The sequence below is a fragment of the Streptomyces ochraceiscleroticus genome, from assembly GCF_000720485.1.
Classification (GTDB): Bacteria; Actinomycetota; Actinomycetes; order Streptomycetales; family Streptomycetaceae; genus Streptomyces; species Streptomyces ochraceiscleroticus.
This window is the reverse complement of the sequence record NZ_JOAX01000090.1, coordinates 1-479: the sequence shown is the minus strand read 5'-3', so window position 1 is coordinate 479 and position 479 is coordinate 1. Positions and strand designations below refer to the sequence as shown.

The following is a 479-nucleotide window of genomic DNA, read 5'->3' as shown; positions in this document are numbered from 1 at the left end:
CTTGCACCTCGGCGAGGGTCCTACCCTTCGCGTTCCGCATCTTGTCCCGCTCGGCGCGGGCCTTGGCCAGCGAAGCCTTGACCTCCCGCACGGTGGCATCGTCGCTGTCCGGCGCACGCAGGATCTCGTAGATATCGTCGCGGGCGAGATACTCCAGCACCAGGCCGAGGTCATCTGATGTGCCGATGAACAGCTCGTCCACCGCCTTCTTTTGGATCTTCCTCCCGCACTTGCTGCAGCGGTATACCGGCGGGTGCCCCTCCGCGTACCGGGGAGCCAACAGGACTTCGCAGCGGCCGCACCGCAGACCGGCGGTGAGGTCGTGGCAAGCGCCCCCGCCGGACCACGTCGCGCGGGAGGGATCGGTGATGTGGTGGTAGACGTCCCAGAACACCTCTTCGCTTACCAGGCCGTCCCAGATCCCGGGGTAGACAGTGCCCTTGTAGCACCGAAGGCCTGCGTACGAGTGCATGAGCGCC

The 479-nt window shown here is 66.4% G+C and carries 1 protein-coding gene; it reads right to left on the bottom strand.

The genetic code is table 11. The annotated features are described in order from the left end of the window. The coding region (locus IG84_RS41440) for a hypothetical protein (RefSeq protein WP_157849018.1) at positions 1–202 on the bottom strand (202 nt) is incomplete at its 3' end. Positions 203–479: the final 277 nt, after the last annotated feature.